General features: G+C 63.8%; 24 protein-coding genes. 12 read left to right on the forward strand and 12 right to left on the reverse strand.

All coding sequences use genetic code 11. The features are described from left to right. The first annotated feature begins 48 nt into the window (after positions 1-48). Entirely contained in the window at positions 49-414 is a 366-nt protein-coding gene (locus ACIQYU_RS03260) for a diacylglycerol kinase (protein ID WP_015269218.1), read from the forward strand. Here the strand turns inward: ACIQYU_RS03260 and finR are convergent. Further along, positions 411-1,337 (reverse strand): LysR family transcriptional regulator FinR, encoded by a 927-nt coding sequence (finR, locus tag ACIQYU_RS03265; RefSeq protein ID WP_004375481.1) that lies wholly within the window; start codon positions 1,335-1,337, stop codon positions 411-413. The genes ACIQYU_RS03260 and finR overlap by 4 nt on opposite strands. A 121-nt stretch (positions 1,338-1,458) precedes the next feature. Between finR and fpr the strand changes: the two genes are divergently transcribed. After that, complete coding sequence (gene fpr / locus ACIQYU_RS03270) at positions 1,459-2,238, forward strand: ferredoxin-NADP reductase (protein ID WP_003252381.1); 780 nt, start codon at positions 1,459-1,461, stop codon at positions 2,236-2,238. A 187-nt stretch (positions 2,239-2,425) separates the two neighbouring features. On the opposite strand, the gene ACIQYU_RS03275 is transcribed toward fpr, so the two are convergent. Then, complete coding sequence (locus ACIQYU_RS03275) at positions 2,426-2,920, reverse strand: SprT family zinc-dependent metalloprotease (protein ID WP_085602071.1); 495 nt, start codon at positions 2,918-2,920, stop codon at positions 2,426-2,428. A gap of 128 nt (positions 2,921-3,048) precedes the next feature. Continuing rightward, on the reverse strand, positions 3,049-3,648 hold the full coding sequence (locus ACIQYU_RS03280; RefSeq protein ID WP_087501431.1) for a Yip1 family protein: 600 nt from the start codon (positions 3,646-3,648) through the stop codon (positions 3,049-3,051). Positions 3,649-3,910: 262 nt separating this feature from the next. Here ACIQYU_RS03280 and ttcA point away from each other — a divergent pair, with 262 nt between their 5' ends. Both ttcA and ACIQYU_RS03290 read left to right on the forward strand, forming a co-directional pair. Then, complete coding sequence (ttcA, locus tag ACIQYU_RS03285) at positions 3,911-4,735, forward strand: tRNA 2-thiocytidine(32) synthetase TtcA (protein ID WP_012270926.1); 825 nt, start codon at positions 3,911-3,913, stop codon at positions 4,733-4,735. A 4-nt stretch (positions 4,736-4,739) separates the two neighbouring features. Beyond that, positions 4,740-5,411, forward strand: a complete 672-nt coding sequence (locus tag ACIQYU_RS03290; RefSeq protein ID WP_402798259.1) for a DNA-3-methyladenine glycosylase I — start codon at positions 4,740-4,742, stop codon at positions 5,409-5,411. 102 nt (positions 5,412-5,513) lie between these two features. On the opposite strand, the gene ACIQYU_RS03295 is transcribed toward ACIQYU_RS03290, so the two are convergent. From ACIQYU_RS03295 to arsC, 3 genes are read right to left on the reverse strand one after another with little or no spacing between them, the layout of a single operon-like run. Next, complete coding sequence (locus ACIQYU_RS03295) at positions 5,514-5,927, reverse strand: DUF2069 domain-containing protein (protein ID WP_207829369.1); 414 nt, start codon at positions 5,925-5,927, stop codon at positions 5,514-5,516. Continuing rightward, positions 5,920-6,525 (reverse strand): NAD(P)H:quinone oxidoreductase, encoded by a 606-nt coding sequence (gene wrbA / locus ACIQYU_RS03300; RefSeq protein ID WP_063911533.1) that lies wholly within the window; start codon positions 6,523-6,525, stop codon positions 5,920-5,922. Before wrbA ends, ACIQYU_RS03295 begins: the two co-directional genes overlap by 8 nt. Next, the gene (arsC, locus tag ACIQYU_RS03305) at positions 6,522-6,875 is read right to left on the reverse strand and encodes an arsenate reductase (glutaredoxin) (RefSeq protein WP_061551299.1); all 354 of its coding nucleotides are present in this window, start codon (positions 6,873-6,875) and stop codon (positions 6,522-6,524) included. Before arsC ends, wrbA begins: the two co-directional genes overlap by 4 nt. Positions 6,876-6,960: 85 nt before the next feature. Between arsC and ACIQYU_RS03310 the strand changes: the two genes are divergently transcribed. Further along, positions 6,961-7,425: a TlpA disulfide reductase family protein gene (locus ACIQYU_RS03310; RefSeq protein WP_063911535.1), complete on the forward strand. Its 465-nt coding sequence runs from the start codon at positions 6,961-6,963 to the stop codon at positions 7,423-7,425. A 35-nt stretch (positions 7,426-7,460) separates the two neighbouring features. On the opposite strand, the gene ACIQYU_RS03315 is transcribed toward ACIQYU_RS03310, so the two are convergent. The 4 genes from ACIQYU_RS03315 to ACIQYU_RS03330 form a co-directional block, all read right to left on the reverse strand. Beyond that, positions 7,461-7,865 carry an META domain-containing protein gene (locus tag ACIQYU_RS03315; RefSeq protein ID WP_402798261.1) on the reverse strand — a complete coding sequence of 135 codons (405 nt, stop codon included), beginning with the start codon at positions 7,863-7,865 and terminating at the stop codon, positions 7,461-7,463. After that, positions 7,862-8,299, reverse strand: a complete 438-nt coding sequence (locus ACIQYU_RS03320) for a hypothetical protein (protein WP_004375491.1) — start codon at positions 8,297-8,299, stop codon at positions 7,862-7,864. Before ACIQYU_RS03320 ends, ACIQYU_RS03315 begins: the two co-directional genes overlap by 4 nt. Positions 8,300-8,330: 31 nt before the next feature. Further along, positions 8,331-9,320 (reverse strand): 2-hydroxyacid dehydrogenase, encoded by a 990-nt coding sequence (locus ACIQYU_RS03325; RefSeq protein WP_233693953.1) that lies wholly within the window; start codon positions 9,318-9,320, stop codon positions 8,331-8,333. A 136-nt stretch (positions 9,321-9,456) separates the two neighbouring features. Beyond that, positions 9,457-12,213, reverse strand: a complete 2,757-nt coding sequence (locus ACIQYU_RS03330; protein ID WP_207829362.1) for a response regulator — start codon at positions 12,211-12,213, stop codon at positions 9,457-9,459. Between the two features lie 193 nt (positions 12,214-12,406). Here ACIQYU_RS03330 and ACIQYU_RS03335 point away from each other — a divergent pair, with 193 nt between their 5' ends. The 7 genes from ACIQYU_RS03335 to ACIQYU_RS03365 all read left to right on the forward strand — a co-directional run bounded on the left by ACIQYU_RS03335 (position 12,407) and on the right by ACIQYU_RS03365 (position 20,800). Beyond that, positions 12,407-13,126 carry a response regulator transcription factor gene (locus ACIQYU_RS03335; RefSeq protein WP_402798262.1) on the forward strand — a complete coding sequence of 240 codons (720 nt, stop codon included), beginning with the start codon at positions 12,407-12,409 and terminating at the stop codon, positions 13,124-13,126. A gap of 3 nt (positions 13,127-13,129) precedes the next feature. Then, positions 13,130-14,521, forward strand: coding sequence for a sensor histidine kinase (locus ACIQYU_RS03340; RefSeq protein WP_207829360.1), 1,392 nt, complete (start codon positions 13,130-13,132; stop codon positions 14,519-14,521). A 159-nt stretch (positions 14,522-14,680) separates the two neighbouring features. Further along, positions 14,681-15,580: a cysteine synthase CysM gene (cysM, locus tag ACIQYU_RS03345; RefSeq protein WP_043936067.1), complete on the forward strand. Its 900-nt coding sequence runs from the start codon at positions 14,681-14,683 to the stop codon at positions 15,578-15,580. Next, positions 15,581-16,939, forward strand: a complete 1,359-nt coding sequence (gene rlmD / locus ACIQYU_RS03350) for a 23S rRNA (uracil(1939)-C(5))-methyltransferase RlmD (protein WP_233687924.1) — start codon at positions 15,581-15,583, stop codon at positions 16,937-16,939. A 96-nt stretch (positions 16,940-17,035) separates the two neighbouring features. Beyond that, entirely contained in the window at positions 17,036-19,276 is a 2,241-nt protein-coding gene (gene relA, locus ACIQYU_RS03355) for a GTP diphosphokinase (protein ID WP_207829349.1), read from the forward strand. Between the two features lie 124 nt (positions 19,277-19,400). Then, a complete protein-coding gene (gene mazG / locus ACIQYU_RS03360; RefSeq protein ID WP_233687923.1) occupies positions 19,401-20,234 on the forward strand; it encodes a nucleoside triphosphate pyrophosphohydrolase in 834 nt (277 codons plus the stop codon). Between the two features lie 26 nt (positions 20,235-20,260). Beyond that, complete coding sequence (locus ACIQYU_RS03365) at positions 20,261-20,800, forward strand: DUF2058 domain-containing protein (RefSeq protein ID WP_063911543.1); 540 nt, start codon at positions 20,261-20,263, stop codon at positions 20,798-20,800. Between the two features lie 46 nt (positions 20,801-20,846). Here the strand turns inward: ACIQYU_RS03365 and ACIQYU_RS03370 are convergent, their stop codons facing one another. Next, complete coding sequence (locus tag ACIQYU_RS03370) at positions 20,847-21,029, reverse strand: hypothetical protein (RefSeq protein WP_063911544.1); 183 nt, start codon at positions 21,027-21,029, stop codon at positions 20,847-20,849. Between the two features lie 204 nt (positions 21,030-21,233). Then, positions 21,234-21,944: a DUF3108 domain-containing protein gene (locus ACIQYU_RS03375; protein ID WP_063911545.1), complete on the reverse strand. Its 711-nt coding sequence runs from the start codon at positions 21,942-21,944 to the stop codon at positions 21,234-21,236. Between the last annotated feature and the right edge of the window lie 8 nt (positions 21,945-21,952).

Here is a 21,952-nt window from a genome sequence, read left to right on the forward strand (position 1 = left end):
ACCCGTGCCGGTCTAGTCTGCTGGCCTTTCTGTTGTGAAGTGACTCACATGACATCGCCATTCAAGGGCCAGACCGGTCTCAAACGTATTCTCAACGCCGCCGGCTATTCGCTGGACGGCCTGCGCGCCGCCTTCAAGGGCGAGGCCGCGTTCCGCCAGCTGGTGCTGCTCAACGTGCTGCTGGTGCCGATCGCCTTCTGGCTGCCGGTCAGCCGTGCGGAGCGGGCGATCATGATCGCCGTATGCCTGTTGGGCTTGATCGTCGAGCTGTTCAACTCGGCGGTGGAGGCAGCCATCGACCGCATTTCGCTGGAGCGCCACCCTCTGTCGAAAAACGCCAAGGACATGGGCAGCGCCGCGCAACTGGTGGCACTGACCATGGTGGCGCTGGTGTGGGGTGTGATCCTGCTTTAAGCGATTGGTGGCAACACGATCTCGTCACTGCGGGTGAAGCCCGCAGTGAAGTTGCGGCACAGTTCGAGAAATTCGCGCATGGCCGAGGTCTGGTACTTCTGTTTGTGCCAGATGAAGTAGAACTGGCGCATCAGGTCCAGCTCCGGGGTTTCCACTGCTACCAGGCTGCCGCGGCGGAAGGCGTCGCGCAGGGCCAGGCGCGAGATGCAGCCGATGCCCAGGCCCGACTCCACCGCGCGCTTGATTGCTTCGGTGTGTTCCAGCTCCAGGCGGATGTTGAGGTTGGTGCGGTGGTGGCGCATGGCCTGGTCGAAGGTCAGGCGCGTGCCTGAGCCTTGTTCGCGCAGGATCCATGCTTCCTGGGACAAGGTCTGTACATCGGCGCGGCCCAGCTTGGCCAGCGGGTGCTGCGGCGCGCAGAACACCACCAGTTCGTCCTCGACCCAGGGCTGCACTTCCAGGTCCGGGTGGTTGCAATCGCCTTCGATCAGACCCAGATCAATTTCGTAGTGCGCGACCTGTTGCACGATGTGCGCAGTGTTCTGCACATGTAGCTTCACCTGGCTTTCCGGGTGCACCTGCATGAAACTGCCGATAAGCAGGGTGGCCAGGTAGTTGCCGATGGTCAGCGTGGCACCGACTGCCAGCGAGCCGAAACCGGACTTGCCGTTGAGCAGGTCTTCGATTTCCTTGGCCTGGTCGAGCAGGGCCACGGCTTGGGGCAGCAGTTGCTGGCCCAGGGCATTGAGGCTCAGGCGCTTGCCGGCGCGGTCGAACAGCTGGCAGCTGGACTGACGCTCAAGCTCGGTGATCGAGGTGCTGGCGGCCGACTGCGACAAGGCCAGCACACTGGCGGCGCGGGAAACGCTCTGGTGCTGGGCCACGGCAACGAAGACTTGCAGCTGACGAAGTGTAAATCGCATATCGATATAACCGATAACACATATCTTGATAATCCAGTTAACAGATATTGTCGCTGCCCCTAAACTATCGCGCAACTGCGCGTCTTGCGCGCGCCGCGTCTTTCTTCAGGAGCCCCATTAGATGAGCAACATGAACCACGAACGTGTCCTCAGTGTTCACCACTGGAACGACACCCTGTTCAGCTTCAAGTGCACCCGTGACCCGGGCCTGCGCTTCGAGAACGGTCAGTTCGTGATGATCGGCCTGCAACAGGACAACGGCCGTCCGCTCATGCGCGCCTATTCCATCGCGTCGCCAAACTGGGAAGAGCATCTGGAGTTCTTCAGCATCAAGGTGCCGGACGGCCCGCTGACCTCGCAGCTGCAGCACCTGAAGGAAGGCGACGAGATCATCATCAGCAAGAAGCCTACCGGTACCCTGGTGCTCGACGACCTGAACCCGGGCAAGCACCTGTACCTGCTGAGCACCGGTACTGGCCTGGCGCCGTTCATGAGTGTCATCCAGGACCCGGAAACCTACGAGCGCTTCGAGAAAGTGATCCTGGTGCACGGTGTGCGCTACGTGAACGAAGTGGCCTACCGCGAGTTCATCACCGAGCACCTGCCGCAGAACGAATTCTTCGGTGAGTCGGTTCGCGACAAGCTGATCTACTACCCGACCGTAACCCGCGAACCGTTCGAGAACCAGGGCCGCCTGACCGACCTGATGCGCAGCGGCAAGCTGTTCAGCGACATCGGCCTGCCACCGATCAACCCGCAGGACGACCGCGCGATGATCTGCGGCAGCCCGAGCATGCTCGACGAGACCAGCGAAGTGCTGGACAGCTTCGGCCTGAAGATCTCCCCGCGTATGCGCGAGCCGGGTGATTACCTGATCGAGCGTGCATTCGTCGAGAAGTAAGGCGCAGGCTGAGGCAAAGAAGGCGACCCTTGGGTCGCCTTTCTTGTGCCTGGGATTCATCTATCGCCTGTGCCGGCCCTTTCGCGGGCTTGCCCGCTCCCACAGGGATATCACTGCCCTCAAGCCTTGTGATATCCCTGTGGGAGCGGGCAAGCCCGCGAAGAGGCCGGAACAGGCAAGGCACAATCTACTCGACGCGCGTCTCGCCGCTATACACCAATATTTCCCGACACCGCTTGCACAGGTAGCGCCGCCCCTGGCGCACCAGCTTGTGCCGCTGGGCGGTAAACGGGAAGTCGCTCTGCGGGCACGGGCAGCGGTAGATGTAGCGAGTGGCCACGCGCCGCTGCACTTCGTAGTTGTGGCAACGGTTGGGCGGCAGTTCATACACCCCGCGCATGATCAGCTGCCACTCCTCGCCATGGGCCTGGATACGGTCGCCGAACAGCTGGTGGGCCACCAGATGCGCCACTTCATGGGCCACGGTCTGGCGCAGGAAGTCTTCCTGGTTTTCGCGGTAAAGCTGCAGGTTGAAGCGCAGCAGGTTCTCGTGCAGGTGGGCGACACCGGCTTTTTGCCCGCGCAGCTTGAAGCTGACTTCCGGGCGCGGGAAGGGGCGTTTGAAGAAGGTTTCGGCTTGCTGGTAACAGGTTTCGACGCGTTGTCTGAGCAGCTCGGGCATGGCGGGGTGGTTCTCCTGACCGGGCATTATGCCGCAACCCCGGGCAGCCTGCGAGCCACTGGTCAGCACAGCCAGAGGCCGCCTTGCGGCGGCCTCAGGTTGATGCCCCAGTGTTGGTCGAGTCTGTTCTAGTTGGTGTAGACGGGCCCCACGCCCAGTCCCCAGATGATCACTGTGGCGGCCATGATCGCCACCAGTACCACAAGGCCCACCGCCAGCACCGAGCTGGAGAACAGGAAGCCTTCGTCGGACGGTATGTTCATGAACGTCGGCAAGCCGACGTACAGCAGGTACACCGTGTAGCAGATGGCGGCGGTGCCAACCAGCATGCCCAGCCACAGGTGTGGGTACAGCGCCGCCAGGCCGCCGATGAACAACGGGGTGGCGGTGTAGGTGGCAAAGGCGATGCACTGTGCCATGGATGGGTTGGCATCGTAGGTGCGGGCCATCCAGTGGATGAACGCCCCCATTACCGCCACCCCGGCAAGCATCGCCAGGTACGACATGATGCTCATCCAGATGGCGCTTTCCATGGTCAGCATCACCGCTGGCCGGTCGCCGATCACCCAGCCGACCTGGGTGGTACCGATGAACGCCGAAACGGCGGGGATCGCAGCCAGGATCAGGGTGTGCGTCAGGTACATGTGGCTGATGGTTTCTTCTTCGCCACGAATTTCCCGCCATTCCTGGTCGGGATGGGTAAACAGCCCCACAACGTGATGAATCATGCCGGTCACTCCTCTCAATGTTGCCAAACGCCCCCCAGATGGAGCGCAAGCGGCCCGAGGCCCGAACACCGATGCAAGCGGTAATGTGGCCTTATGTCGCAGTATAGGAAGCCGTTACCCGCATAAACCACGCTTTTTAGAGCAAATTGCGCTGTAAGGCGTGCTGCTGATTACATTGAAGTCTTTATCGGAATGCCTACAGCGGCGCCGCGTTTGTGCGTAAAATAGCCGGCTTTTGTCACACCTCGCGGATCCAAGCGCTATGGGCACCCTCTCGGTCAACCAGAACAAACTGCAAAAACGCCTGCGTCGTCTCGCCGGCGAAGCCATCACCGACTACAACATGATCGAGGATGGCGACAAGGTCATGGTCTGCCTGTCCGGCGGCAAGGACAGCTACACCATGCTCGACGTTCTGTTGCACCTGCAGAAGGTGGCACCGATCAAGTTCGAGATCGTCGCGGTGAACATGGACCAGAAGCAGCCGGGGTTCCCCGAGCATGTGCTGCCGGCTTACCTCAAGGAACTGGGCGTCGAGTACCACATCGTCGAGAAGGACACCTACTCGGTGGTCAAGGAACTGGTCCCTGAGGGCAAGACCACCTGCTCGCTGTGTTCGCGCCTGCGCCGTGGCACCCTTTACACCTTCGCCGACGAAATCGGTGCGACCAAGATGGCGCTTGGCCATCACCGCGACGATATCGTCGAAACCTTCTTCCTCAACATGTTCTTCAATGGCGCGCTCAAGGGCATGCCGCCGAAGCTGCGCGCCGACGATGGCCGCAACGTGGTGATCCGCCCGCTGGCCTACTGCAGCGAGAAGGATATCCAGGCCTACTCGGACATGAAGGAATTCCCGATCATCCCGTGCAACCTGTGCGGTTCGCAGGAAAACCTGCAGCGCCAGGTGGTCAAGGACATGCTGGTGGAGTGGGAGCGCAAGCACCCGGGCCGTACCGAGAGCATCTTCCGCGCCTTGCAGAACGTGGCACCGTCGCAGCTGGCCGACCGCAACCTGTTCGACTTCACCAGCCTGAAGATCGACGAAAACGCCACCCCGCGTTTCCTTGACGTGCTGAACATCTGAGCCCATGCGCGATTACCAGTGGCTGCATGAGTACTGCCTGAACCGCTTCGGCTCGGCCCAGGCCCTGGAGGCCTTCCTGCCGCAGCCGAGCACGCCGGCGCAACTGCGCGATATCAGCGACGACCGCTACCTGTCGACCCTGGCCCTGCGGGTGTTCCGCGCCGGGCTCAAGCACAGCCTGGTGGATGCCAAGTGGCCGGCGTTCGAGCAGGTGTTCTTCGGCTTCGACCCGCAGAAGGTGGTGCTGATGGGCGCCGAGCACCTCGAGCGGCTGATGCACGACGAGCGCATCATCCGCCACCTGGGCAAGCTCAAGAGCGTGCCGCGCAATGCACAGATGGTCCTTGACGTGGCGAAGGAGAAGGGCAGTTTTGGTGCCTTCATCGCCGACTGGCCGGTGACCGATATCGTCGGTTTGTGGAAGTACCTGGCCAGGCACGGCAACCAGCTGGGCGGCTTGTCTGCACCGCGCTTCTTGCGCATGGTCGGCAAGGATACGTTCATCCCTACCGATGACATGGCGGCGGCGCTGATTGCGCAAAAGGTGATCGACAAGCCGCCGACCAGCCAGCGGGATCTGGCCTTGGTGCAGCAGGCGTTCAACCAGTGGCATGCAGAAAGTGGGCGACCGCTGTGCCAGTTGTCGGTGATGCTGGCGCATACCGTCAACCATTGAGATTTGTGTCGACCTCTTCGCGGGTATGCCCGCTCCCACAGGTACAGCGCAGGCCTCAAGTGTGGTGCGATCCCTGTGGGGGCGGGCAAGCCCGCAAAGAATCTAACTGCCTTCGCCCGCCATGCGCCGCTCATGCTGGAACTTCCAGCGTACATACAGCAGCCCGGCAATGAACAGCCCCAGGCTTACCAGCACTTCAACCCAGCCAAATAGTGCCCGCGCCGGGTCGAACGCCGCCAGCACGCCTTTGATGAAATAGATATTCACCACGAAGCAGGTCCAGGCATGAGCCCGGGCGCTGCCCGTCAGCATGCCCGGCAGCAACAGCAGCAAGGGTACCAGTTCGATCGCCAGGATCACCTCGACCCGTGCCCCGTGCAGGTTGGCGAACCACAGGTTGTTCACCACCAGCAGGGCGATCAGGCCGAAGAAGAACGCCAGGCTCAACGCCCGCGTCAGGCGCAGGCGCGGTGCCAGCCACTCCAGCGCCGGCAATACCTTGGGCTTCTTAGCCACGTGCTGCCTCCAGGGCCTTGGCGGTGGTCGCCAGGCGTTGGCCAAGGGCGCGGCACAGGGCTATCTCGTGCTGGTCGAGCTCGCGCTTGCCATCGGCGCCAGCATGATGGCTGGCGCCATACGGTGTGCCGCCGCCACGGGTCTCGAGCAATGCCGATTCGCTGTACGGCAGGCCCATCACCAGCATGCCGTGGTGCATCAGCGGCAGCATCATCGACAACAGGGTGGTTTCCTGGCCGCCGTGCAGGCTGGCGGTGGAGGTGAATACGCCCGCCGGCTTGCCGACCAGCTCACCGCCCAGCCACAGGCTGCTGGTGCCATCCAGGAAGTACTTGAGCGGCGCCGCCATGTTGCCGAAGCGGGTCGGGCTGCCCAGTACCAGGCCGGCGCAGTGGCGCAGGTCGTCCAGGGTGGCGTACAGCGCGCCACTGGCCGGGATGTCCGGGGCTACCGCTTCGCACTCGGTGGAAATCGCCGGCACGGTGCGCAGGCGGGCCTCCATGCCGGCCAGCTCGATGCCGCGGGCGATGTGCCGGGCCATCTCGCTGGTCGAACCATGGCGGCTGTAGTACAGCACCAGGATGTAGGGCTGGTTCACGGCAGGATCTCCAGGACTTTCTCGGGCGGGCGGCCGACCACGGCCTTGTCACCGGCGACCAGGATCGGCCGTTCGATCAGCTTGGGGTGCCGGGCCATGGCCTCGATCAGTTGTGCGTCGGTCAGCGCCGGGTCGGCCAGGTTCAGTTCCTTGTACTCGTCCTCGCCGGTACGCAGCAGCTGGCGCGGGGCGATGCCCAGCTTGCCGAGCAGGGCCTTGAGGGTGGCGGCGTCGGGCGGGGTTTCCAGGTAACGCACGATGGTCGGCGCCAGGCCGCGAGCCTCGAGCAGTTCCAGGGCGCCGCGGGATTTCGAGCAGCGCGGGTTATGATAGAGCGTGAGGTCGGTCATGTCGGGTCGCATCCAGCAGGGTGTGGCGGCTATTCTAACCGCAGCGACTGACCAATTTGCTTTAAAACTCGAGAAGGATTGACCCATGGCAAGGCGTCTGGCAGCAGTACTGGCCATCACCGCGAGCTTGTTGCTCGGTGGTTGCGGTGCCGATTATGGCGTGGACCAACACGGTAATACGGTTAAGGCCGAGCAGATCGACGGGCACTGGCTGGTGCTTAACTACTGGGCCGAATGGTGCGGGCCGTGCCGTACCGAAATCCCTGAACTGAACGCGGCAGCCAAGCAGTGGGCGGCCGACGGTATCAAGGTGGTGGGGGTGAACTTCGATGGCTTGCAGGGGCAGGAGCTGAAACAGGCTGCCGAAACCCTGGGTATCGCTTTCACCGTATTGGCGCAGGACCCGGCCGAGCGCTATGACCTGCCGCGCAGCGAGGCGCTACCGGTGACCTACATCATCGATGACAAGGGCAAGGTGCGGGAACAGCTGATGGGCGAGCAGACCCGGGAAGGGCTGCAGGCGAGGATCAAGGCCCTGAAGGGCGCCTGATGCATTTTGGGGCCGCAAAGCGGCCCCGGCAATATTCAGCCTTCCTCAGGCCAGAAGCGCAGCGGCTTGCCTTCGGCCGGCCAGAAACGCATCTGCTCGATAGGCGACACATCCCAGCGCTGTACCGTTTCCAGCGTCTGCAGGAAGCGCTTCTCCTGCTCCATCAACGCCGGTGTGCACAGCTTGCGGGTCTTGCCGACCTTGCCGAAGCTCAGGTGCTCGCCGTCCAGTGTGTACGGCGCAAACCAGTGGTTGCAGCCGCCATTGCCATAGGCACGGCCATCGCTGGCAAGGGTAAGGGTCAGGTGGCTGTAGTCGATCAGCGGCCGTTCGCCGATCCACTCCAGCACGTAGCTGCGCTCCTGCTGCAGTTTGGGAGGTTCCGCGGCGCAGCCGAGCAGGCCGGTGGCAATCAGCACGCCGGTCAGCAGATTCTTCACTCGGCGCTCTCCTGGCAACGCGGGCACAGGTGCTTCTCGCCACGGCTGGCCCAGCCCAGCTCGGCAACGCGCGCGCTGGCGGCCGGCTGGCGGGCTTTCTTGCCCAGCTTGGCGTCTACCGCGAACTCGAAGTCCAGCACGGCGTCGCAGCTGTCGCAGGCGACCTGCCAGGTGAGGATTTCCAGTTCGTTGAACACCGGGCCGCTGGCCACGGCAACCCATTGGCCGCGCGGGTTGATCAGGTGACGCACGCTCTCCACCGTCAGGCGCATGGACAAGTCCTTGCTGCCCTTGAGGGTGACCAGCAGGGTGTCGCCTTTGTGCATCGAACCGCCATTGCCGGTGACCTGGTAACGGCCCGGCACCAGTGCACGGCACTCGATCAGGGTGTGTTGCGGGTTGAAAAGGGTGTAGCGGAAATCGTGCTCGACCATGGGTCCTCCAGAAATGCCGCGTATCCTAGCACTAACCCGTCACCAGATTCTGTGGATTGCCTGCCGCCCAGCAGTTGATGTTGTCCAGCGTGGTAGCGGCGATGGCATCCAGTGCCTCGCGGGTAAGGAAAGCCTGGTGGGCGGTGATGATCACGTTGGGGAAGGTCAGCAGGCGGGCCAGTACGTCGTCCTGCAGCGGCAGGTCGGAGCGGTCCTCGAAGAACAGCTGGGCTTCTTCTTCGTAGACGTCCAGGCCCAGGTAGCCGAGCTGGCCGCTCTTCAGCGCGTCGATCAGCGCCGGGGTGTCGACCAGCGCGCCGCGGCCAGTGTTGATCAGCATGGCGCCGGGCTGCAGCTGGGCCAGGCTTTGCGCATTGATCAGGTGCCGGGTGTGCTCGGTCAGCGGGCAGTGCAGGCTGATGACGCGGGCTTCGCGCAGCAACTCGGGCAATGGCAGGTAGCGCGCGCCCAGGGCCAGCAGCTCGGGGTTGGGGTAGGGGTCATAGGCCAGCAACTGGCAGCCGAAACCGGCCATGATGCGGGCGAAGGCGGTGCCGATCTGGCCGGTACCGACCACGCCGACGGTCTTGCCGTGCAGGTCGAAGCCGGTCAGCCCGTGCAGGGTGAAGTCACCCTCGCGGGTGCGGTTGTAGGCCCGGTGCAGGCGCCGGTTGAGGGCCAGGATCAGCGCCACGGCGTGCTCGGCCACGGCGTGTGGCGAGTAGGCCGGCACCCGCACTACGGTCAGGCCCAGGCGCCGGGCGGCGGCCAGGTCGACATGGTTGTAGCCTGCCGAGCGCAGGGCGACCAGGCGCGTACCGCCTGCGGCCAGGCGTTGCAGCACCTGGGCGTCGAGTTCGTCATTGATGAAGGCGCAGACCACCTCGTAGCCATCGGCCAGGGCAGCGGTATCGAGGGTCAGGCGGGCGGGCTGGAAGTGCAGGTCCAGGGTGGTGCCGCTGGCGGCTCGGGTGAAGCTTTCCTGGTCGTAGTGCTGGCTGCTGAACAACAGGGCGCGCATGGTGGGTTCCTTTTTCCACTGCAGGAGGTACAGCATACCTTGAATATGGCGCGGGCCACTGTGGGAGCGGGCGTGCCCGCGAAGAAGACTTCGCGGTGGATGGCACGGGCTTCGCCCGCTCCCACAGGGAACTGTGTCAGGCGCTCAATCTGGCCTGCGCCGCCAAGCGATTGATTGCCGCATCCAGTTCATCCAGCGCCTGCTGTGCCTGCGGGTTCTCCTGCTTGAGCAAGGTTTCGCTGCGCTGGCAGGCGGCCCGCAACTGCGGTACGCCGCAATAACGCGAGGCGCCGTTCAGGCGGTGCACCTGCTCGATCAGGCTGCTGCGGTCGTCGGCCTCGCGGGCGGCGCGTATGGCTTGGCGGTCGGCCTCCAGCGAGGTCAGCAGCATGCTCAGCATGTCGGCCGCCAGGTCCGCCTTGCCAGCGGCCAGGCGCAGCCCTTCCTCGGGGTCAAGCACCTTCAGTTCTTCGCCGTTGGCCAGTTGTTCGCCCAGCCGCTCCTGCTGCGGTGCTCCCAGGCTCAGGCCGGTCCATTTCATCACCACCTGGGCCAACTGCCGCTCGCTGATCGGCTTGGTCAGGTAGTCGTCCATGCCACCGTGCAGCAATGCGCGTTTCTCGTTGGCCATGGCGTGGGCGGTGAGGGCGACGATCGGCAGCGGGTTGCCGCTTTGGGTGTTTTCCCACAGGCGGATCTGCTCGGTGCAGGCGCGGCCGTCCATGCCGGGCATCTGCACATCCATCAGCACCAGGTCGAACGGCTCGCTCTGCACCGCCTGCACCGCCGCATAGCCGTTATCGACCGCCAGCACCTCGGCGCCCAGGTCTTCGAGCAGGGTCTGCACCAGCAGCAGGTTGGCGGCGTTGTCGTCGACGCAGAGGATTTTCGGCTGGCGCTGGCCGTTGACGCTGTTCGCCTCGCCATGCGGGCGGCGCGGTTGCACCAGTTCCAGCAACAGGCGGCGCAGTTTGCGTGTGCAGGTCGGCTTGGACAGCAATTGGCCATGGCCGTTGGGCAGGTAAGGGTGGTACAGCGCCTGCTCGGTGGTCGGGCACAGCACCACACACTGGCAATGGTAGCGTTCGAGCTGCTGGTGGTAATGGCCCAGTTGCTCGGGTGACAGGTTGCCCAGGTTGGCCCCGAGCACGGCGAACTCGAACGGCTGGCCGGCCTGGCTGGCGGCCTGCACGCCCTGCAGCAACTGGTCGTAGGAGGCGAACAGGCTGACGCTGAGGCCGCAGTCTTCCAGTTGGTGTTCCAGTGCCTGGCGCGCCAGTTCGTGGCCATCGACGATGGCCGCGCGTCGGCCCAGCAGCGGTTGCAGCGGCATCTCCTCGACACCGTCGTGGGCTTTGGGCAGGTTGAGGCTGATCCAGAACTGCGAACCCTCGCCCGGGGTGCTGTCGACGCCGATTTCGCCGCCCATCTGCTCGATCAGGCGCTTGGAAATCACCAGCCCCAGGCCAGTGCCGCCAGGTTGGCGGGCCAGCGAGTTGTCGGCCTGGCTGAAGGCCTGGAACAGCGTACGCACATCTTGCGGCGACAGGCCGATGCCGGTGTCCTGCACGCTGATGCGCAGCTGCGCGCTGTCTTCGTGCTCGTCGTCGAGCATGGCGCGCACGACGATGGTGCCTTCGCGGGTGAACTTGATGGCGTTGCTGACCAGGTTGGTAAGGATCTGCTTGAGCCGCAACGGGTCGCCGATCAGCGACGACGGGGTATCGCGGTAGATCAGGCTGAGCAGCTCCAGCTGCTTGGCGTGGGCGGCCGGGGCGAGGATGGTCAGGGTGTCCTGGATCAGGTCGCGCAGGTTGAACGGGATGCTGTCGAGCACCAGCTTGCCGGCCTCGATCTTGGAGAAGTCGAGGATCTCGTTGATGATCCCCAGCAGGTTGTCGGCGGACTTCTCGATGGTGCTCAGGTAGTCCAGCTGGCGCGGGGTCAGCTCGCTTTTCTGCAGCAGGTGGGTAAAACCGAGGATGCCGTTGAGCGGGGTGCGGATTTCGTGGCTCATGTTGGCCAGGAATTCCGACTTGATGCGGCTGGCCTCCAGGGCCTCCTTGCGCGCCATATCCAGCTCGATGTTCTGGATCTCGATGGTTTCCAGGTTCTGGCGCACATCCTCGGTGGCCTGGTCGATGCTGTGCTGCAGCTCTTCGTGGGCGTTGTGCAGGGTTTCGGCCATGCGGTTGATACCGCGCGCCAGTTCGTCCAGCTCATGGCTGCCCATGGCCGGTAAGCGTTCTTCGAGGTGGCCGTCCTTCAGCTGGTTGACCGCGTGCTTGATGCGCTTGATAGGGTCGTTGATGGTGCGGCTCATGCGCAGTGCCAGCAGGCCGCTGAGCACCAGGCAGGCAAGGATCAGCAGCAGGCTGGTGAACAGGTTGCGGTAGCCGCGCAGCAGGGTGCCGTCGTGGGACAGCTCGATCTCGACCCAGCCCAGCAGGCGTTCGGCTTCGGCCGGCACGGCATCGGTGGCCAGGTCGCGGTGGTGGCCGAATACCGGCATCAGGTAGCGGGTGGCGTCATTGCCGCTGCGCTGCAACAGCTGGGTGCCGGTGCCGCCGCTGGGCGGCTCGTTGAGCATGCTCGGGCCAGCGTGGGCCAGGCGCGTGCGGTCCGGGCCCAGGAAGGCGACGGCGCGCACATCGGCCTGCTCCAGGGTTTGCGCGGCAATGCGCTCCAGCTGCGCCGGTGCCAGTTTGGCCATGGCGGGCGCGGCCAGCGGCGCCAGTTGCTCGGCGATCATCTTGCCGCGTTGTAGCAGCTGGGTGCGCAGGTCGTTCTGTTGCAGCCAGGTGAAGTAACTACCCAGCACCACGGCCATCAGGCCGGCCGGCAGCAGGGCCAGCAGCAGGACCCGGCTGCGAATTCCCAAGCGATCGAGCACACTCGCCTCCTGTCATGTGCCTGGACGCCGTCAAGCGATGACGGCCAAGCCGGGAAGTTACTCCGCCTGCCGTGCTATTGCACCTTTTAAGTACGTGTTTTGCGCCCTTGCAGGGGCATTGGGCGCAGGGCGGTTGCCTGGCAGGCGCTGCATGCTCAATAATTGCGTAATTGAGAATGTATGGCAGTTGCCAATGAATCCTGTATCTATTCACAGCTCCAATATTCTTGCCATCGAGGATGACCCGGTCCTGGGTGCCTACCTGCACGAAGAGTTGCAGCGCGGCGGTTTCCGGGTGACCTGGTGCCGCAATGGCCTGGAGGGCCTGGAAACGGCAGGGCGCCAGGCTTTCGATGTAGTGCTCCTGGACATCCTGCTGCCCGGGTTCAACGGTCTGGATGCCTTGGCACAGTTGCGCAAGCGCAGCGCCACGCCGGTGATCCTGATGTCGGCGCTGGGCGCCGAGGCCGACCGCATCAGCGGTTTCCAGCGCGGTGCCGACGACTACCTGCCCAAGCCGTTCAGCATGGCCGAGCTGCAGGTGCGCATCGAGGCTATCCTGCGCCGCGTGGCCCTCGAGCGGCGCCATCAAGCCCCGCAGGTGCAGGCCGCCAATGGTGAGTTGCAATATGACGAGGCGCTGTGCGACGTGCGCCTGGATGGCCGCCTGGCCGGCCTGACCCCCAGCGAATACCGCCTGCTCGATATCCTCAGCCGCAACCTCGACGAAGTGCTGAGCAAGCCGTTCCTTTACCAGCAAGTGCTGCAGCGAGGCTATTCGCGGCATGACCGCAGCCTGGACATGCACGTCAGCCAGATACGCCGCAAGCTCAAGGGTATCGGCTATCACGAGCGGCAGATTCGTACCGTGTGGGGCAAGGGTTACGTGCTCAGTGCCAGCGAGGCGGAGTAACCCATGCTCGACCGCCACTCGCTGTTCTGGAAGCTGGCGATCCTGCTGGTGGGCTTTTGCCTGCTGATGATCGGCCTCAGTTACACCTGGGGCCGGCACATGGAGACCCAGAATGCCTTCCTCTCGGAGCCTGCGCGGCAGGCCTTGCGTGGCTATGCCGCCGAGGCCGAGCAGGCCTGGCGCAGTGGTGGGCGGGCAGGGCTGGACCGCTGGGTGGCGGCGATGCACCAGCGCGAACGCGGCTGGATTGGTGTGTTCGACCTCAACCTGCGGCCGCTCGACAGCGCCAGCGTCGGCCCACAGACCATGCAGCGGCTGACCCGCCTGCGCGGTGTCGACTGGCCGATGAGCCGGCGCAGCGTCGAGCAGCCGTGGCTGCGCATACCGTTCCCGGGGGCACCGGAGCAGGGCATGCTGGTGATCGAGCTGCCGCAGCGCTTCAACCCCGGCCAGTACCGGGTGCTGTGGCGTATCGTCACCAACGGCATCATCCCCGGTCTGTTCACCCTGCTGTTGTGCGTGGGGCTGTACCGCATGCTGATCGTGCCGTTGAACCAGTTGCGCGAGCAGGCCAATGCCTGGCGCGCCGACCAGTTGTCCGCTCGCCTCGACCCACGCACCATCGCCCGGCATGACGAGCTGGGCGAACTGGCCCGTGCCTTCGACCAGATGGCCGAGCGGCTGCAGGGCACGGTAGCCATGCAGCAGCAGTTGCTGCGTGACCTGTCTCACGAAATGCGGACGCCACTCAGTCGGCTGCGGGTGGCCTGCGATGGCGAAACCGACCTGCAGCGCCTGCGCGAACGCCTGACACGGGAGGTGGACTGCATGCAGCAACTGGTCGAGGATACCCTGCAACTGGCCTGGCAGGATGCCGAACGTGCGCCGATGAACCTGGAGCCGATCGAGGTGCAGGCGCTGTGGGAGCTGCTGGCCGAGAATGCCAGCTACGAAAGCGGCTGGGCACCGGCGCGGCTGCGCTGCGAAGTGCCGGCCGACTGCTGGGTGCAGGGCAACCTCAACCACCTGGCCCAGGCGCTGGAGAACATGTTGCGCAATGCCATTCGTCACTCGCCGGCCGAGGGTGTGGTGCGCCTTGGTGGGCAGCGTGAGGGCAGTTATTGGTGGCTGTGGCTGGAGGATGAGGGCGGAGGCGTGGCCGAAGAAGACCTGGAGCGGATTTTTGCACCGTTCTCGCGGCTGGACGGTTCGCGCCCAGGGGATGGCGGTTTCGGTCTGGGGCTGAGCATCGCCCGCAGTGCCATCCAGCGCCAGGGTGGCACCTTGTGGGCGCAGAATGGCAAGCGCGGGCTGCGACTGTGGATGCGCTTGCCATTACATGTGCCGGCCCCTTCGCGGGTGAACCCGCTCCCACAGGTTCATCACTACTCTTGAGGCCAGTGGAGTCCCTGTGGGAGCGGGTTCACCCGCGAAAGGGCCGGTACAAGCTATCGATATAGCTTGTAGCTATATCCACCACAGATTGCGTGATATGGCGACGAAGGGTTTGCCGGTATGATAGGCACCCCTGCCGTCCGGATTGTGAAATACGCCATGACCTTGCAGTACCCAACCATCGCCGATTGCGTCGGCAATACGCCCCTGGTTCGCCTGCAGCGTATCGCTGGCGAAACCAGCAACACCCTTCTGCTCAAGCTCGAAGGTAACAATCCCGCCGGCTCGGTGAAGGATCGCCCGGCATTGTCGATGATCACCCGCGCCGAACTGCGCGGCCAGATCAAGCCCGGCGACACCTTGATCGAAGCCACTTCCGGCAACACCGGCATCGCCCTGGCGATGGCGGCGGCGATCAAGGGCTACAAGATGATCCTGATCATGCCCGACAACTCCACCGCCGAGCGCAAGGCCGCCATGACCGCCTACGGCGCCGAGCTGATCCTGGTGACCAAGGAAGAGGGCATGGAAGGCGCCCGTGACCTGGCCGAGAAGCTGCAAGCCGAAGGCCGTGGCCTGGTACTGGACCAGTTCGCCAACGGCGATAATCCGATCGCCCACTACAACAGCACCGGCCCCGAGATCTGGCAGCAGACCCAGGGCACCATCACCCATTTCATCAGTTCCATGGGTACCACCGGTACCATCATGGGCTGCTCGCAGTACCTCAAGGAACAGAACCCGGCGGTGCAGATCATTGGCCTGCAACCAATGGAAGGTTCTGCCATTCCAGGCATCCGCCGCTGGCCCGAGGAATACCTGCCGAAAATCTTCGACGCCAGCCGCGTCGACCGCGTGGTCGACATGTCGCAGCAGGAAGCCGAGGAAACCACCCGCCGCCTTGCCCGTGAAGAGGGCATTTTCTGCGGCGTGTCTTCCGGTGGTGCAGTCGCGGCCATGCTGCGCCTGTCTCGCGAGGTGGAAAATGCCACGATGGTCGCGATCATCTGCGACCGCGGCGACCGTTACCTGTCCACCGGCCTGTTCGACCCGAGCTAAATGTCCAAGAAGAAAAGCAACAGCGGCCTGCGCTTTCAGCCGGCCGGCGGCAACCGCAGCCCCCAGGTCCCCGTGGGCAAGAAGCAGCGCCTGGAAATCGAGCGCCTGGCCGGTGATGGCCGGGGTATAGCCTTCCACGAGGGGCGCACCTGGTTCGTCAGTGGCGCCCTGGCCGGCGAGGCCGTGGAGGCGCGGGTGCTCAATGCCCGTGGCAAAGTGGTCGAGGCCCGCCTGGAGCGCCTGTTGCAGGCCAGCCCCGAGCGCCGTCAGGCACCGTGCCGGTATTACGAGCGCTGCGGTGGCTGCAACCTGCAGCACCTGCCGCACCAGGCGCAGCTGGCGCTCAAGCAGCGCACCCTGGCCGAACAGCTGCAGCGGGTGGCCGGTGTGCAGCCCGACGAGTGGGCTGCACCGCTGAGCGGGCCGGAATTCGGTTACCGGCGCCGCGCCCGCGTGGCCGTGCGCTGGGACGTCAAGGCGCGCCAGCTGGAGGTCGGCTTCCGCGCCGAAGCCAGCCAGGACATCATTGCCATCGACGATTGCGCAGTGCTGGTACAGCCCTTGCAGTCGATTCTGCGCCACCTGCCGACTGTGCTGCGCTCGCTGAGCAAGCCGCAGGCGCTGGGCCATGTGGAACTGTTCAGCGGCACCGCCGAGGCGCTTTTGGTGCGCCATGTCGCACCGCTGCCGGCCGAAGACCTGGCCAGGCTGCAGGCGTTCTGCGAGCAGGCCAATGCCCAGTTGTGGCTGCAGGGCGAAGGTGAGCCGGCGCCAGTGGAGCCGGCCGCGCAACTGGGCTTTGCCCTGGCACCGTGGCAGCTGGAACTGGCCTGGCGCCCAGGTGATTTCGTGCAGGTGAATGCCCAGGTCAACACGGCGATGATCGAGCAGGCCCTGGCCTGGCTCGCACCGCAGGCCGACGAGCGCGTGCTGGACCTGTTCTGCGGCCTGGGCAACTTTGCCCTGCCACTGGCTCGCCAGGCGCGTGAAGTGGTAGCAGTGGAAGGTGTGCAGGCCATGGTCGATCGGGCCGCGGCCAATGCCCGGAACAACAATGTGCATAACGCACGGTTTTTTCAGGCCGATTTATCGCAGCCTTTGGCAGGCGCCGGATGGGCCGCCGAGGGCTTTTCTGCGGTACTCTTGGATCCACCGCGCGACGGTGCTTTCGAGGTGGTGCAAGGCATCGCCCGCCTCAAGGCCAGAAGGCTGGTCTATGTATCGTGCAACCCGGCCACGCTGGCGCGAGACGCCCAAGTGCTGGTCGGCCAGGGGTACCGGTTAAAAAGGGCCGGGATTCTCGACATGTTTCCTCAGACGGCGCATGTCGAGGCCATGGCGTTATTCGAAGCGGGCTAGCTGACTGGCCCCTTGGTGCGGCTTGCACGGAATGGTGGCCGCACGGTGATTGCCAGCGCACCCGCGTGGTGTGCTGTATGGAAAGGTAAAACAAAGATGGTACAGGTGAGAGTGCACCAGCCGGTCAACACCGACGGCAGTATCAATCTCGAAGCATGGTTGGACCATGTGGTAAGCGTCGATTCGGCACTGGATCGCGCAGCGCTGAAAGAGGCCTGCGAGTTTGCCCATGAGGTCGAGAAAAAGGGCAACCCGGCCAAGCATTCCTGGGCGGACGGTACGTCCAGCTTCCAGGCGGGCCTGGAGATCGCCGAAATCCTCGCCGACCTCAAGCTCGACCAGGACTCCCTGGTGGCGGCGGTCATCTACCGCTCGGTGCGCGAGGGCAAGGTCACCCTGGCCGAGGTCAGCCAGCACTTTGGTCCGGTGGTGTCCAAGCTGATCGACGGCGTGCTGCGCATGGCCGCCATCAGTGCCAGCCTCAGCCCACGGCAGTCGCTGGTGCTGGGCTCGCAGGCGCAGGTCGAGAACCTGCGCAAGATGCTCGTGGCCATGGTCGACGACGTGCGCGTGGCGCTGATCAAGCTGGCCGAACGCACCTGTGCGATCCGTGCGGTCAAGGCCGCCGACGACGAAAAACGCCTGCGTGTCGCGCGCGAGGTGTTCGACATCTATGCGCCGCTGGCGCACCGCCTGGGTATCGGCCACATCAAGTGGGAGCTGGAGGACCTGTCCTTCCGCTACCTGGAGCCTGACCAGTACAAACAGATCGCCAAGCTCCTGCACGAGCGCCGGCTGGACCGCGAGCGCTTCATCAGCGAGGTGATGAACCAGCTGCAGAACGAGCTGCTGGCCACTGGCGTCAAGGCCGACATCAGCGGCCGGGCGAAACATATCTATTCGATCTGGCGCAAGATGCAGCGCAAAGGCCTGGAATTCAGCCAGATCTACGACGTGCGTGCGGTACGCGTGCTGGTGCCGGAAATCCGCGACTGCTACACCGCACTGGGCATCGTGCACACCCTTTGGCGGCACATCCCCAAGGAGTTCGACGACTACATCGCCAACCCCAAGGAGAACGGCTATCGCTCGCTGCATACCGCGGTGATCGGCCCCGAGGGCAAGGTGCTGGAGGTGCAGATCCGTACCCACGGCATGCACGAGGAAGCCGAGCTTGGGGTTTGCGCCCACTGGCGCTACAAGGGCACCGACGTCAAGTCCAGCTCCAACCATTACGAAGAGAAGATCTCCTGGCTGCGCCAGGTGCTGGAATGGCACGAAGAGCTGGGCGACATTGGTGGCCTGGCCGAGCAGCTGCGGGTCGACATCGAGCCGGACCGGGTCTACGTATTCACCCCGGACGGCCACGCCATCGACTTGCCCAAGGGGGCCACGCCGCTGGACTTCGCCTACCGCGTGCATACCGAAATCGGCCACAACTGCCGCGGCGCCAAGATCAACGGGCGCATCGTGCCGCTCAACTACAGCCTGCAGACCGGCGAGCAGGTCGAGATCATCACCAGCAAGCACGGTAACCCCAGCCGTGACTGGTTGAACTCCAACCTGGGCTACGTCACCACCTCGCGGGCGCGGGCCAAGATCGTGCACTGGTTCAAGCTGCAGGCACGCGACCAGAACGTCGCCGCCGGCAAGACCTTGCTCGAACGCGAGCTCAGTCGCCTGGGCTTGCCGCAGGTGGATTTCGAGCGCCTGGCCGAGAAGACCAACGTCAAGACCGCCGAGGACATGTTCGCCTCGCTCGGTGCCGGCGACCTGCGCCTGGCGCATCTGGTCAACGCCGCCCAGCAGTTGCTGGAGCCCGAGCGCATCGAGCAGATCGAACTGGTACCGCGCAAACCTACCGGGCCGCGTACCGGCAAGCGTGGTGACATCCAGATCCAGGGGGTCGGTAACCTGTTGACGCAGATGGCCGGCTGCTGCCAGCCGCTGCCGGGCGACGCCATCGTCGGCTACATCACCCAGGGCCGCGGCGTGAGCATCCACCGCCAGGACTGCGCCTCGGTGCTGCAGTTGGCGGGCAAGGAGCCGGAGCGCATGATCCAGGTGAGCTGGGGGCCGATCCCGGTGCAGACCTACCCGGTCGACATCGTCATCCGTGCCTACGACCGCCCGGGGTTGCTGCGCGACGTGTCGCAGGTATTGCTGAACGAGAAGATCAACGTGCTGGCGGTGAACACCCGCTCGAACAAGGAAGACAACACCGCGCTGATGTCGCTGACCATCGAGATTCCGGGCCTGGATGCGCTGGGGCGCCTGCTGGGGCGGATCTCGCAGTTGCCGAACATCATCGAGACGCGGCGTAATCGTACCCCTTGAGACCGCGGTGCCTGCTTCGCGGGTAAACCCGCTCCCACAGGGATGGTGCAAATCTTCAGATGTGCACTTTATCTGTGGGAGCGGGTTTACCCGCGAAGAAGCAACCGCCGAAGGACCTGCTTACATGATCTACACCCTCGAAGACCTGCTGCACCTCATGGCCCGCCTGCGCGACCCGCAGTACGGCTGCCCGTGGGACCTGAAGCAGAACTACGCGAGCATCGTCCCGCACACCATCGAAGAGGCCTACGAGGTTGCCGACACCATCGAGCGCGGCGATTTCGAGCACTTGCAAGGTGAACTGGGCGACCTGCTGTTCCAGGTGGTCTACTACAGCCAGCTGGCCCGCGAGGAGGGGCGTTTCGAGTTCGATGGCGTGGTCGACAGCATCACCCGCAAGCTCATTCGCCGTCACCCGCACGTGTTCCCCACCGGCGAGCTGTACGCGCCGGTAGACACCCCCAGCCTGAGCGAGGCCCAGGTCAAGTCACGCTGGGAAGAGATCAAGGCCGAAGAGCGCGCGGAAAAGAGCCAGCCCGAACAGCTGTCGCTGCTCGACGACGTGCCGGCAGCATTGCCGGCGTTGTCGCGGGCAGCCAAACTGCAAAAGCGCGCGGCCACGGTCGGTTTCGACTGGCCTGCGGCATTGCCGGTGCTGGACAAGGTCCGCGAAGAGCTGGATGAAGTGCTGCAGGCCATGGCCAACGGCGATGCCGATGCGCTCGAGGATGAAATCGGCGACCTGTTGTTCGCCACCGTCAACCTGGCCCGCCACCTCAAGCATGATCCGGAACATGCCCTGCGCCGTGCCAATCGCAAGTTCGAGCGGCGTTTCCGCTTCATCGAACAGGCATTGCGCGACAGTGGCCGACCCATCGAAGATTGTAACCTTGACGAACTGGATGCCCTTTGGGGTGAAGCCAAACGTCAGGAAAAGAACCTGCCCAGCTGCGGCTGAGCTGTTGCATAAGTGAGTGAACATTCATGAGCCTTTCCCTTCGCGACCAATTGCTCAAAGCCGGTCTGGTCAACCAGAAACAGGTTTCCCAGGCCAACAAGGCCGAGAAGAAACAGAAACGCCTGGAACACAAAGGCCAGGTCGAGGTGGACGACAGCCAGCAGCGTATGGCCAAGGAAGCCATGGCCGAGAAGGCCAAGCGTGACCAGGAACTGAACCGCCAACAGCAGGAAAAAGCCGAACAGAAGGCGCGGGCCGCGCAGATCAAGCAACTGATCGAAGCGACTCGCCTGCCGAAGCTGAGCACCGAGGACTACTACAACTTCGTCGACGACAAGAAGGTCAAGCGCATTGCCGTCAATGCCCTGATGCGCACCAAGCTGAGCAATGGCGCGCTGGCCGTGGTGTCGTTTGCCGGTGGCTACGAGGTGATCCCTCGTGAGGCGGCGCTGAAGATCCAGGAGCGCGACCCCAACCGTATCCTGCTGCTGAATACCCATGTCGAGGAAGCGGACGAGGACGACCCGTACGCGGCCTACAAGATCCCTGATGATCTGATGTGGTAAACACGAAAAACCCCGCTTTGGCGGGGTTTTTCATTTGAAGATCGAGTCATTGCGTGGCGCGCTGGTTTTCCAGGTTTTCCAGCTCTATACGGTACTGGTGCGCTTCGTGTTCGTTGTGGAACATCCCTACCAGCTGGCCTTGTTGATGCACATCCCAGATCCGCACGCCAGCGGCCAGGCCTTCGTGGGACATTTTCGATTCGTCGCGTTCGGTTACTTGGACTGTCATCGCTAAACTCCACTGCTTCAGTTGGCTGCGACACTGTGTCGCACAACCTCTTTATAGAGTTTGTTAGCAGGCTAAGTAAATAAAACGGGCATGAAACAAGTTTCATGGAAACCGGAGCGCAGTCAAATGTGGGGGCGCGCCTTCTCCAGTGCAGAAAAAAGCCCCGCACCAGGCGGGGCTTCGGGTACTGCTGGCAGCGCTGGCTCAGTTGCCCTTCACCGGCTTGCCATCGACCGTGCCATCCTGCAGCACGATCACGTATTCCTTGCCATCGGTCTCGACCTGGCGCAGTTGCACCAGCAGGTAGTCCCAGTTCTTGGCGAACCACAGCTCGGTGATGCGCTTGCTCTGGCTTGGGTCGCGCACGCGCTCGACCTTCACCGCATCGACCTGGCCGGTCTTGGTGGTGACTTTCTCAGTGCCCAGCACGCGGAAGTCGTAGGTGTCGATCTCGTCACCGTCGACCACCTGGTAGGTCATGCTCTTCTTGCCGGCGGCCACGTCATGCTGCAGGGCCAGCTGGTAGGACGACTTGTCTAGCACGCCGCGGTTCAGCGGCAGGCTGACGGCGTCGCCACGGTCGCTGCCGGTGACCTTCTTGCTGTTCCAGTCGAAGGTCAGGTCGACCTTCTTGGCCTTGCCCAGGCCGCCACGCTCGAAGTGGTACTTCTGCGGCAGCAGGGTGTCGTTGTCCATGCGCAGGGAGCTTTGCTCGGTCAGGCTGGCGATCATCATGGAGGCCTTGAAGTTAAGGTCCCAGGTACCGTTGGCATTCTTGACCAGGCTGCGTTCGGCGGTGCCGCTCATGGGCAGCTGCTTCCAGTCGGCGGTATAGCTGGCCGAGAAAGGCTTCAGATCAGCTGCCTGGAGGGGCAGGGCGAGCACGGCGAGAGCCAAGAGCAGGGCGCGACGCATAAATTCTC

Source organism: Pseudomonas sp. NPDC096925 (genome assembly GCF_044762545.1).
Taxonomy (GTDB): domain Bacteria; phylum Pseudomonadota; class Gammaproteobacteria; order Pseudomonadales; family Pseudomonadaceae; genus Aquipseudomonas.

Bases quoted from the DNA above. Each gene is read 5' to 3' on its own strand.
- ACIQYU_RS03320 (WP_004375491.1), bottom strand. From the start codon at position 8,299: ATGGTCGAGCACGATTTCCGCTACACCCTTTTCAACCCGCAACACACC.
- ACIQYU_RS03280 (WP_087501431.1), bottom strand. From the start codon at position 3,648: ATGATTCATCACGTTGTGGGGCTGTTTACCCATCCCGACCAGGAATGG.
- ACIQYU_RS03340 (WP_207829360.1), top strand. From the start codon at position 13,130: ATGCTCGACCGCCACTCGCTGTTCTGGAAGCTGGCGATCCTGCTGGTG.
- ttcA (WP_012270926.1), top strand. From the start codon at position 3,911: ATGGGCACCCTCTCGGTCAACCAGAACAAACTGCAAAAACGCCTGCGT.
- ACIQYU_RS03365 (WP_063911543.1), top strand. From the start codon at position 20,261: ATGAGCCTTTCCCTTCGCGACCAATTGCTCAAAGCCGGTCTGGTCAAC.
- mazG (WP_233687923.1), top strand. From the start codon at position 19,401: ATGATCTACACCCTCGAAGACCTGCTGCACCTCATGGCCCGCCTGCGC.
- rlmD (WP_233687924.1), top strand. From the start codon at position 15,581: ATGTCCAAGAAGAAAAGCAACAGCGGCCTGCGCTTTCAGCCGGCCGGC.
- ACIQYU_RS03260 (WP_015269218.1), top strand. From the start codon at position 49: ATGACATCGCCATTCAAGGGCCAGACCGGTCTCAAACGTATTCTCAAC.
- fpr (WP_003252381.1), top strand. From the start codon at position 1,459: ATGAGCAACATGAACCACGAACGTGTCCTCAGTGTTCACCACTGGAAC.
- ACIQYU_RS03275 (WP_085602071.1), bottom strand. From the start codon at position 2,920: ATGCCCGAGCTGCTCAGACAACGCGTCGAAACCTGTTACCAGCAAGCC.
- ACIQYU_RS03310 (WP_063911535.1), top strand. From the start codon at position 6,961: ATGGCAAGGCGTCTGGCAGCAGTACTGGCCATCACCGCGAGCTTGTTG.
- ACIQYU_RS03370 (WP_063911544.1), bottom strand. From the start codon at position 21,029: ATGACAGTCCAAGTAACCGAACGCGACGAATCGAAAATGTCCCACGAA.
- ACIQYU_RS03375 (WP_063911545.1), bottom strand. From the start codon at position 21,944: ATGCGTCGCGCCCTGCTCTTGGCTCTCGCCGTGCTCGCCCTGCCCCTC.
- cysM (WP_043936067.1), top strand. From the start codon at position 14,681: ATGACCTTGCAGTACCCAACCATCGCCGATTGCGTCGGCAATACGCCC.
- finR (WP_004375481.1), bottom strand. From the start codon at position 1,337: ATGCGATTTACACTTCGTCAGCTGCAAGTCTTCGTTGCCGTGGCCCAG.
- ACIQYU_RS03290 (WP_402798259.1), top strand. From the start codon at position 4,740: ATGCGCGATTACCAGTGGCTGCATGAGTACTGCCTGAACCGCTTCGGC.
- ACIQYU_RS03325 (WP_233693953.1), bottom strand. From the start codon at position 9,320: ATGCGCGCCCTGTTGTTCAGCAGCCAGCACTACGACCAGGAAAGCTTC.
- relA (WP_207829349.1), top strand. From the start codon at position 17,036: ATGGTACAGGTGAGAGTGCACCAGCCGGTCAACACCGACGGCAGTATC.
- ACIQYU_RS03335 (WP_402798262.1), top strand. From the start codon at position 12,407: ATGAATCCTGTATCTATTCACAGCTCCAATATTCTTGCCATCGAGGAT.
- arsC (WP_061551299.1), bottom strand. From the start codon at position 6,875: ATGACCGACCTCACGCTCTATCATAACCCGCGCTGCTCGAAATCCCGC.